The following is a 10,670-nucleotide window of genomic DNA, read 5'->3' on the forward strand; positions in this document are numbered from 1 at the left end:
GTCTCCTGCCCTATATTTTGGCTTAACTCGTTTAATTGAACCTGACTGCTCTAAAGAGTCAATATTGTTTGATAACTCGTATTGTGTTCCCATACCTGTCTCCCCAAACCAAGGAATAGCTGGGCCTGAATTAACTTCAATGGGTTGGGAAATGTCATAGGCATTGTAAGGTTTATGCTTTGTTTCTTTGGGTAAGGCTCGGCTTGAAAAAGAATTTCCTTCAGGTGAGACAAAGCCCCCAAAGTCTTTAAATTCTCCAGCGTCGTTATGGAATCCACCAAACCTGTCTATTCTTGAGCCGGGCGCTAGTATTTCCTTTTTGATGTACACAAATCCTCGATTTGGTGGCCATGATCCAGGTCCAAGAAGTTTTTCTAGTGCAGGCCAGTCTTGATCTTTCCATAATTGATAGCCAATTGCTGCTTGGCTCGAATTTTTAAATACTCCCTTGGATCTTTGTTGAAAGCCATTCCAAGAATTTTCTTTACAAGATAGTCCAGAAGGATCTACCCACCCAACCGGGTTCGGCGCATATCGGTAATTATTGGTACCACCCAACAACCCAACCGGATCCTGATGAATAAACCGTCCAACACTCGGATCGTAATACCGATGACGATTGTAGTGCAGGCCGGTTTCACTATCAAAGTATTGCCCTTGAAAGCGCAGGGGGTTGGATATGCGGGGCTTGTCGGCGAAGCCGGCCAGTTGGCCGTAGGCTTTGTACTGAGCTTGCCAGACGATATCGCCATTGTCGTCGGTGATTTCCTGGGGGGTGCCCAGGTGATCCAGGTGGTAGTGGTGGATCTTGTCATCTTTGATCAGGGCTAGCGGCCTGAAAGAGTTGGGCTCGAACAGGTAGTGCTGGCTTTGTACGCCTTTGGGCGTGTGGTTGGTTTCTGACCAGAGTACGTCGCCGTTCCAGCAGAAGGTGGTTTTCTTTTGTTGTTTGGATTTGATGTGGGTGACGGTTTTGCCTATGCGGCGGCCGAGGGCGTCGTATTGGTAGTAGGTCTTGAAGCCGTCTTTTTCGACACTGGTGAGTTGATTCCAGCCGTTGTATTGGTAGTTGGCCGTCAGTGACTGGTTTTTGCCCCGCTTTTCCTGAATCAGGTTGCCACGTTTGTCGTAGCTGAAATGGCGGTCGCCGTGCAGACGTAGCTGGTTGCCTTGGTCGTATTGGGCTTCACCGTCGTTACTTTTAAGCAGGTTACCAGCGGGGTCGAAATCGAAGGCTTCTTTGATGGCGCCGTCTACTTGTGTCAGCTGGTCATTGCCGTCGTGGGTGTTGGCGTTTACACAGGCGACGAGACAGGTCTTCGATTTGTGCCAGATTACCTGCGGCATTGTATTTGTAGTCCCGCTGGATTACGGAATCGTCTTTGGCTTGGCCTTTGACCCACTGTTGGATCAGCCGCCCCATGGGGTCGTAGTCAAAGTGGCTGGTGAGCGCCCCCTGAGTGCGCTGGCTCAAGCGACCGGTCTGATCATACTCGCAGCGTATAACCGGTTTGCCGTTGTGATCTACGCCGTATAACTGCCCGCCGGGGGTGTGCTGATAGCGAATGTGGTGATCGTCAGAACTGGTGGTGGTGCGCCAGCCGCGTTGGTCGTATTGATGGTTGAGACTATGGCTGCTGACGTCATCCGAGCTGTCGTTATCACAGTGTTCAGCGATCAGTCGGCCGCTGGCGTCGTATTTATACCGAACAAACGCATCGTTGTTGTTGGCGGCGGTGAGTCGGCCCAGAGCATCGTAGTGGAACTCGGCCACGTCGCCGGAGTTGTTGCTTTTTCGCAGGAGGCGCCCAAGAGGATCGCGATTGAACTGGGTGATCACGTCCATGTCGCGATGTTCAATCAGATGGCCAGAAGGGTTGTAGCGGTACTGCTGTTGACGACCGTCAAAACCGATTTCTTCGATCAGGCGTTCGTTGCCGTCGTATTTGAGCTGATATTGCTCGCCTTTTTCGTTGATTAGGCCAATCAGGTTGCGTTCCTGATCGTATTGATACTGGAATCGTTGACCGTTGGGGTCGATACGTTCTTCTACTTGAGAGAAGCCACCGTAGCGGTATTCGGTGGTGCGGCCACTGGTGTCAGTATGGTGCGTGACCTGGCCGGCTTGATTGTATTGCAGCTGGGTAACGTCGCCTTTGCTGTCGGTAACTTTGGTCACCCGGCCTGCGGCGTCGTATTCATATTGGGTAGTCTGGCCAGCGGCATTTGTGACGCTGTTTACACGGCTCCAATGGTCGTATCCGTATTCGGTTTTCCGGCCGTCAGCATCGATCTCGCTGAGCAGTTCGAACTGGCTATTCCATTGCAGCTTGCGTTTGCCACCTTCGGGGTCGGTCAGGGTCTCCAGTTGTCCGCGCTCGTTGTAGTCGTAGCGCCAGGTGTTACCCATGGGGTCACGGGTTTCTGTGAGTAGCCCTTGCTGGTTGTAGCGACGCTGCCAGTGATTGCCCAAGGCATCGGTAATCAATGCAGGCAGGCCTTGAGAGTTGTAACGAATGCGGGTGCTGTGATTCAGTGGATCGGTAATGCGCGTGATATTCCCCAAACCGTCGTAGCGGTAGTAGGTGGTTTGACCGCCGGGAGAGGTCTCGCTGCAGAGGTGGCCATAGCTGTCGTAGAGGCGTTTGGTGATACCACCTTCTGGATCGACTTCTTTGACGACTTTGCCGTTTTCATCGAAATGGTATTGTCGGGTTTTGCCGTTGCCGTCGGTGGCGAAGCTGATTTTACGTTTCAATTGCCACTTAAAATGGTAATCGTAAGCGCCGTTATCAGCCCATTGACGCTGACAGCGAGCGTCTGGTGTGTGTTGATCCCATTCAAACAGGAAGTTTACACCAGCGTGTGTAGTGCGCTGCAGGATGATGTGATTGTCGTATTGATAATGTTCTGAAGCTCCGCTTTGATCTTCAGCCTCGATCAGATCATTCTGATCGTTGTAGACGTAGCGGGCGAGCAGGGTATCAACGTCCTGATTGCCATGAGCGCTGTGAATCTCGGTAATATGTCCTTGATCATCGTGGCGAAACTCCAGAGTTCTGCCCCAAGAGGTGATCAGCTTGTTGGGCTTTCCTTTCAGATAATCAATGTTGATGCTGTTGTTAAAATCGTCACGCAGTTCAGCCAGCGGTAAGTGTTGGCTGATACCGTCTGCCCGGAAGGTGCGGAGGGGGGCACTTTTGATGAAGACCTGATAAGTGTGCTCGCTTTGACGATGCAAGGTCATTTTTTCGCTGCGGTTGCGGCGACTGTGCCCAATGACAGGTTGTACAAAGCGGACGACGCGACCTTCCAGTGTGTGGTAATAGACAAAACCGTTATCGATGGTCAGACGTTCACACAGTGGATGGGTCCAGCCGTGACCAAGCCCGAAGTTTTCCGGGTTACTGGTGCGATAAGTACGTTCCCATTGGAAAGGAATGGGACCAGGGAGGGTAAAGTCGGTCAGAGGAAGGAGTTCCTCGCCAGAGACCATGCTGACAGGGTCACCCTCACAGGGGGTATCTTTGGTGGCGTTTTTGTCGCTGGCTTTATTGTCAGCCTTGCTACCGCTGCTGTTATTTGCAGAGGAGGCCTTCTTGGGTGGGGCTGTTTTCTTGTTAGAAACACCGCCATTGGAAGAGGTAACAGATACAGTGTCGACATTAGCAGCGCCGCCAAAGCTATTGTTTGCTTTGCCCGTGTTGGCTTGAGCCTGGACGACTCCGATTTCAGGTACCTGTTCGGTTTCTTCCGCCTTGGCGCTCAGACTTTTGGGGAGCGGTTGATCAGAAGAAAACTTAAAGACACGGTAATCACCTTGCAAGATTAACGTTTCAACAGTGTTGTGATGGGTCTTGCTGAGTGCGTTTGTCAGGTTTTTTTTACCCTCATCCGACAGGCGAGAGAAAAAGATGGAGTACTCACCTTTTGTCCGAAATTGTTCAGCGTGAACATTTTGGGGTAAATCTGCAGGGGGTTGGGTGCTTACGAGGTAACGATTCCCCTGAGTATCATCAATGACTAAAGGGGTTCTGGCGTTCAGTGTCTGACCATCCATTGTCTGACTATCCATTTTCGAAGTTGCCTTACGTCGCGGTTTTGCTAATAGGTTAAAAGCTGAGTTGAAAGTGTTTATTGAGCCTGCTTTCTGATGGTGACATCCTCTCCATCTGGCCCAGAAGGTGGCGTAAACTGCATTGCAGGTGCATCGATGGTTTCGCCGGATGCAGGGTTAGCTGTGTATTCAATAATTCCGACACTGATATTGTCCTTTCCGCCAAGTAGATTGGCGTCGTCAATCAGTCGATAACAGCACTCGAGAGCAGGGCGGTGGGTGGACAACACGTAATCCAGCTGCCCATTATCCAGATATTCTGTCAGACCATCACTGCACAGCATCATCAGGCAGCTATGAGTCAGTTGAAAATTATTAATAGTTGGATCAACAGAAGACGTTACACCCAGTGCTTTCGTGATTTGGTTGCGAATTTCACTGGCTCTGGCCTGGTCTTCATTAAGGTTGCCGCTGTCGATCATTTCCTGGACAAGGCTGTGATCTTTGGTTAGCTGTACGAAACCCTGTTTATCCCACAGGTAAACACGGGAATCACCCAGGTGGGCGATGGTTACCTGGCTTTCCCAGATGACGGCCATAGCTACTGTAGTACCCATGTGCCCAAGTTGTGGGTTAGCTTCTTTCTCTTCAAGAATTTCCTGGTTGGCGTTGTTGACGGCTTCAATTAATGCCGACTGAATCATCAGTTCCTGCTGCTGAGGTGTGCACGACTGAAACGTGGGACTGATTAACAGTTCAAGATGTCGGCCAATGCTGTTAACTGCAATCGTGCTGGCTCTGGCGCCACCGGTATAGCCGCCCATACCATCAGCAACGACAACATAACCAAAGGGCAGGGTCGGATGACTGTACCAACGGATGTTGTCTTCGTTCTCATTGCGAACCTGGCCGATATCTGTGCGGCCGTTGATGGCAATACGTGGAGGTAATTTTGAAGGCATTTCACAAGTCCGTTTTGCTGGGGCTAATCCTTGAGAGGCGATTTCTTTCTAAAATTCGCTCTAACTATACGCCTGAATTCATCAGGGAGCCGATTCTAACGTAGAAGCTCAAAGCGGTTGAAGCCCTTTTTATTCAAATTGCGAGATTTAATCCGTTTCTTGGTTGAACCGTGATCGAGTGTGACTTGCCTCTCATTTTTTATTTGGACGAACTAATACTAAAGTGCCAATTAACATCAATTGATAATGTCATCAGTTTTTTGCATAATGCTGCGGCACAATAGAGCATGAACTCAGGGAAAGAACTGTAAGGATTACACTACGCTCATGGCCAGGCTTCCGCGCTTTAATATTGTCGATATCCCTCAGCACATTGTTCAGGTTGGCCATAATAACCTGAACTGTTTCTTCGATGATGAAGATTACGAATTCTATCTCCACAGTTTGAAACTGGCAGCTGATCAGTATCAGGTAGACGTGCATGCGTATGTACTTCTACCTGGCTCGATTCAAATTGTGGCGACCCCCCGAGTGCCGCAGGCCATTTCTTCCATGATGCAATCGTTGGGGCGGCGTTACGTTCAATATGCCAATCACCGTTACAAACGTTCCGGAACGCTCTGGGGGGGGCGTTATAAATCCAGTCTGATTGATTCCGAAGCCTATCTCCTTAGCTGTTGTCGCTATGTTGAGTTGAAACCTATGTTTCAAAATCTGGTGGAAGAGCCAAAAGATTATTTATGGTCCAGTTTTCGACACAATACGGGTATCAAGCAAGATCACCTTCTTAAGGATCATAAGGTCTATAAAGGATTAGGTGACTCGAGAAAAGAGCGGGCTATCGAATATAGCCGATTGTTTCGTTACGACTTTGACAAGCGTCTACTTAACTACATTGCGGAGACAATAAAGTTGGGGCAGGTTCTCGGTGGAGATGCTTTTAAAGATCGTATTGAAAAAATTGCAGATAGACCTGTCAGGCCTATGAAAAGAGGTCGGCCGAAATCGATTAATAAAGATAAAGACAAAGTTGATGCTTAGGTATTAAGTTGTATTTGGTTTTCTGATTTTTTTGTCGTGTTTTCTTGTTGGTTTTTGAATTGTTTAAGCTGCCCGCCATTCTAGCCTTTATTTTATTTTATATTTTTTTAGGTTTTCTAGTTAGTCAATGATGCCTTTTTGTGTTTTATTGAAAAATATATTTTGTAATCTTGTTTGAGAAAATGGTGTCAGAGTCGATTTTAGTGGCAGGGGCTTACACTCCCTATCGATTACGCTGTAGAACTTATGTTTAAAGGTTTTACCGAGAAAGCCCCGTTCTGAAAAATACTTAATGATTTTGGGGTTTTGGTTAAATGGTGTCAGAGTGGATTTAAAAGTTGATTTTTAGGGTTTTGAATTAAAAAAATATTTGTTTAAATTCAATCCGCTCCTCAAGTGAGCACGCAGCCAAATCTAAGGTTTACTTATTTAAATGCACAGTGTTTTTGAATGCCGCGTTTTTGAATGTTGAGTGAATTGGATTGGTAAGAGACGAAATATTTAATTAATTTTGTTAATTGTAAGTCAAACCAAATAGAAAGAGGATTTCATTAATGGCTATCTACATGAATTTTAATGCTTTGGCTACCAAAGGTAACGTAACGGCTCAAGGCTATGAAGACTGGATCGAGGTAGAGTCCTTTAACTTTGGTGTAGGTCGTGGCATTACCATGGAAGCTGGTGCTATGTCTAACCGTGAAGCTACCCGCCCAAGCCTGAGCGAAGTAAGCTTCACTAAACCACTGGACTCTTCATCTGGCGGTTTATTCAAAGCTTCTGTCACTGGTGACGAAGGTGTTGTTGTTGAAATTCACGTTGTACAAACTGGCGCCAACTCTGTTGAGAAGTACGCTGTTTACAAGTTGGAAGACTCCATCATCTCCAGCTACTCTGTGAATGCTTCTGCAGGTGGTCCACCACAAGAAGCTATCTCTATCAGCTTTGCCAAGATCGAAGCCGATCTGACTCATGCTGATAAAACCAACAAGAACACTGCTAACATGCGTGTTGGTTACGACCTTACTACAGCAACTCCGCTGTAATAACGGCCTGTTATCCGAAAGCCGGGCTCCGCTATACAGCGGATGTCCGGCTTTTTGGTGATTGTACAGTTTGTCTTTCACTGGATATAAGCTCTTAACGATCAGCGGGTAACGCTATCCCGTGAGTGGTAATTGGTGAACTGCACCGAATATTTGAGCTCGAAGGTTTGAATGCCGGCGAGCATTATGGCTCAATAAATCTTATCTCGTGAAATATTGACCATTTAAGTCATCTCAATAGAAAGCATTTTAACCATTGAATTGATTAGGGAAGATTAACAAGGTTATGCCTATCTTAAACCAGGATCACCGATTAATACGCGTAGACTCACCATTGGGTGATTCAAAGTTTATTGCTACTTACCTTACCGGTCAGGAATTTGTCTCTGATCTCTTCAAATACGATGTCGAGCTGTTTTCAGATGATCATGAAATCAAACAGCAGGATATTGTAGGACACCCACTGACGCTGTCTATTCACAATAATGGAGAGGATGATCCTCGTATTATCCATGGCTATGTGAATCAATTCTCTCTCTACGATGTTGATGCCAGCGGGTTGAGGTGTTATCGGGCAACGGTTGTGCCTGGCTTTTGGTTTTTAAATCTGGGTTCTCAGAATCGGGTTTTTCATCAAAAAGAAGTGAAAGCAATCCTTGAAGAAGTCTTTGCGGACTACAAAAAAGTGGTTTCTCTCAAGCTTAACCTGACCGGGAGCCATACTCCGCGTGAATATTGTGTTCAGTTTGATGAGAGCGATTTTGAATTTGTCAATCGCCTGATGGCGGAAGAGGGGATCAGCTATTACTTCAAACATGCTGAGGGCAAGCATGAGTTGATTCTAACCGATAGTAATCAGGACTACTTTGATTGCTGTTCCGGCAAAATAGAATATGACGGTGGCGGTAGCCAGCCCGATAAAAGCACTGTTCACCGCTGGCAGAGAGACTTTTCATACCATACGGGTGGTTTCGAGTTTAAGGATTACAATGAATTCACCACTTCAAAGGATAATCTGAAAAGCGGGAAGACTAAGAACAAGCTTAATGATGTCACAAGTTATCAGATCCAGCGTTATGGGGCCTATGAGTTTAAAGCTGAAGGGGATAACAAGCACAGCTTCGAAGATAACGTCAATAAGTTGGTTGTTGACCGAGCACTCGAATTTCAAGAAATGGGTTTTGATATAGGGAGTGGTGCCAGCGATGTGGCTGACTTCGCCGCCGGAGGGTGTTTTCAGTTTGACCATTCATTGTCCAGTGAAAAGGGTAAATACCTGCTGACTCAGGTGAAGCTCACTGCGTCTGACGGTAATAACCGAAAAACCTCATTTAAGAATGAGTTCACCTGCGTTCCTGCGGATATTACGCCCAGACCTGATCCAGCCGGCTTTGAAAAGCAAATCCACCACCCTCAGTTGGCAACTGTTCTGGAGGTAAAGGCAACAGAGTCCAGTGGGGCGGAAGACCTGTATACCCAAGTTCAAGTGAAGTTTCCCTGGAACAGTAAACAAAACTCTTGCTGGGTTCGGGTGATGCAATCATTTGCGGGTAAAAACTGGGGGGCGAACTTTGTTCCACGCGTGGGGCAAGAAGTTGTGATTAACTTCGTCAATGGCGACCCTGAAAGACCTATTGTTACGGGGGCGGTTTACAACGGCACCAATACGGGTCCCAAATACACCTCAACCCAAAGCGGTTGGAAGACGGAATACGATAAGAGTAAATTTAACGAGCTTAGGTTTGATGATAAGCCAGGCGAGGAAGAGGTGTATATGGAGGCAGGGAAAGACCATAATTTCCTGATCCATAATGACCAGTCAGGTAAGGTTGAAAATGATCAGACACTGGAGGTGGTCAAGAATCGTACGATTACCGTGTCTGAGGGCAATGAGAGTACGACAGTCAGCAAGGGCAATCAGACCACGACCGTAAGCTCAGGCACTCAGACCGTAGATGTTCAAGGCGCCATTAAGATCACCTCTAAAACGTCGATCACCCTTAAAGTAGGCGGTAGTACTCTTGAGATGACCCCGTCAGGCATCACGCTCAAAGCGATCAAGATAGACAGTAATGCCAGCGGTATGAGCACTGTAAAAGCCGGGGGTATCCTGACCCTGAAAGGCTCTATGACGATGATTAATTAGATCATGAACAGGCTGAACTCAACATTGGGTGTTTGGGACAGCGACTTAAGAACTCAGTCTAAGGAAAACAGGACCAGGGCTAAGGAAAGCAGGGCAAAGTCTGTGGAAAACAGGACAAAGGCTAAGGAAAACAGGACAAAAGTTCATGAATGAGTGGGTAAAAGTAACAGCGGTTAATGCGGGCGAATTGATGGCCCATTTTGAGTTAGACGAAAAAGCTGCTGAAGTGCTTCATCCTGAATTGAATCCTCAGGGCGGGGTTATGGCACTGGTGGATGCTGAGTGTTACTACGATGCCATAAAGCTGCTTGCGCATGGGCTGCCCAAGCGGGAAGCTGTGTGGTGGGCCTGTCTGGCTACCCGGCAAACCCAGTCGCCTGAAACTGATGAATCAAATGCCGGTGCATTGATCGCAGCAGAAGCCTGGGCGAAAAAGCCGACAGAAGAAAACCGACTTCGTTGTGCGGAATTTGCCAAGAAAACCCGTTACGAAACACCGGCCAGTTGGGCGGCAACGGCAGCGAGTTGGTCGACAGGAAGTTTGGCTGAGCCAGGAGAGCCAGAGGTAAACCCTCCCGAGTTTCTCTATGCTCACGCGGTCTCCGGAAGTGTGACTCTGGCTGGCGGACAATTTAATGAAAGTGACCCATCAGAGGGGATGCTGCGGTTTATCAAGCAGGGTATCAATCTTGCTGAAGGTGGCAACGGATTGATTTGAACGATGATGTTAGTGATTTTCCGTTAATGAGTACCTTATGCGGATATTACTTGAAGCTGCGTTATCGTATTCGATGATTCAGCCCGTTTAGCAATTTAAACGTTAACGATTTAGGAAAACAGTTATGGGAATGCCTGCGTCTAGAATTACTGATATGCATGTATGTCCAATGGTCACAGGAACGGTTCCCCACGTGGGTGGCCCTATCGTTTCGCCTGGTGGTCCTACAGTGATTATTGGTGGATTGCCTTCGGCTACAGTTGGCAGCACTTGCGTGTGTGTTGGTCCTCCTGACACCGTTGCCGTGGGCAGTTCAACGGTAATGATTCAGAAGAAGCCTGCGGCTCGACTGGGGGATTCTACTGCGCACGGTGGAAAGATTGTAGTTGGGTGCCCGACAGTATTGGTAGGTGGTTAAATTGCTTAAACGATTTTCAGTACTGTTGTTCCTTATTTTTCTTTCAGGTAATGGATTTGTTATGTCTATTTTTGATGCGGGTAAAGTTTGTACGTTCTCCAAAGTGTCCGGTGTAATTCTAAGGGGGGGGGAGCCGGTCTCGGGAGCAAGAGTTATCAGAGAAACCGATTTTCAAAGTAAACGCAGGGACGAAGCTGTGACAGACGATCAAGGGTATTTTGAAATGCCTTCGCTGTTTGAGCGCTCAATCACAAGTCTTCTGCCTCAGGAATTTGTTGTAGGGCA

General features: G+C 47.5%; 9 protein-coding genes. 6 read left to right on the plus strand and 3 right to left on the minus strand.

What is annotated here, in order from left to right:
* The 3 genes from ACTG33_RS13920 to ACTG33_RS13930 all read right to left on the minus strand — a co-directional run.
* On the minus strand, window positions 1-1,347 hold a 1,347-nt coding region (locus ACTG33_RS13920), incomplete at its 3' end, for an RHS repeat-associated core domain-containing protein (protein ID WP_439135829.1).
* Window positions 1,271-4,075, minus strand: a complete 2,805-nt coding sequence (locus tag ACTG33_RS13925) for a DUF6531 domain-containing protein (RefSeq protein WP_439135830.1) — start codon at window positions 4,073-4,075, stop codon at window positions 1,271-1,273. The genes ACTG33_RS13920 and ACTG33_RS13925, both read right to left, overlap by 77 nt.
* A 59-nt stretch (window positions 4,076-4,134) precedes the next feature.
* On the minus strand, window positions 4,135-5,019 hold the full coding sequence (locus ACTG33_RS13930; protein WP_439135831.1) for a Stp1/IreP family PP2C-type Ser/Thr phosphatase: 885 nt from the start codon (window positions 5,017-5,019) through the stop codon (window positions 4,135-4,137).
* Window positions 5,020-5,346: 327 nt separating this feature from the next.
* On the opposite strand from ACTG33_RS13930, the gene ACTG33_RS13935 reads away from it, so the two are divergent.
* The 6 genes from ACTG33_RS13935 to ACTG33_RS13960 form a co-directional block, all read left to right on the plus strand.
* Window positions 5,347-6,060 carry a transposase gene (locus tag ACTG33_RS13935; RefSeq protein ID WP_439135832.1) on the plus strand — a complete coding sequence of 238 codons (714 nt, stop codon included), beginning with the start codon at window positions 5,347-5,349 and terminating at the stop codon, window positions 6,058-6,060.
* Window positions 6,061-6,614: 554 nt separating this feature from the next.
* On the plus strand, window positions 6,615-7,103 hold the full coding sequence (locus tag ACTG33_RS13940) for an Hcp family type VI secretion system effector (RefSeq protein ID WP_439135833.1): 489 nt from the start codon (window positions 6,615-6,617) through the stop codon (window positions 7,101-7,103).
* A gap of 286 nt (window positions 7,104-7,389) precedes the next feature.
* Complete coding sequence (locus ACTG33_RS13945) at window positions 7,390-9,249, plus strand: type VI secretion system Vgr family protein (protein WP_439135834.1); 1,860 nt, start codon at window positions 7,390-7,392, stop codon at window positions 9,247-9,249.
* A 145-nt stretch (window positions 9,250-9,394) separates the two neighbouring features.
* The gene (locus tag ACTG33_RS13950) at window positions 9,395-9,967 is read left to right on the plus strand and encodes a DUF6931 family protein (protein WP_439135835.1); all 573 of its coding nucleotides are present in this window, start codon (window positions 9,395-9,397) and stop codon (window positions 9,965-9,967) included.
* A 169-nt stretch (window positions 9,968-10,136) separates the two neighbouring features.
* A complete protein-coding gene (locus ACTG33_RS13955; RefSeq protein ID WP_439135836.1) occupies window positions 10,137-10,385 on the plus strand; it encodes a PAAR domain-containing protein in 249 nt (82 codons plus the stop codon).
* A 61-nt stretch (window positions 10,386-10,446) separates the two neighbouring features.
* Window positions 10,447-10,670, plus strand: a 224-nt coding sequence (locus ACTG33_RS13960; RefSeq protein ID WP_439135837.1) for a DUF6795 domain-containing protein, incomplete at its 3' end; no start/stop codon positions are given.

Origin of the sequence: Pseudomaricurvus sp. (assembly GCF_965662505.1) — a bacterium.
In the GTDB taxonomy this organism is placed as follows: Bacteria; Pseudomonadota; Gammaproteobacteria; order Pseudomonadales; family Cellvibrionaceae; genus Pseudomaricurvus.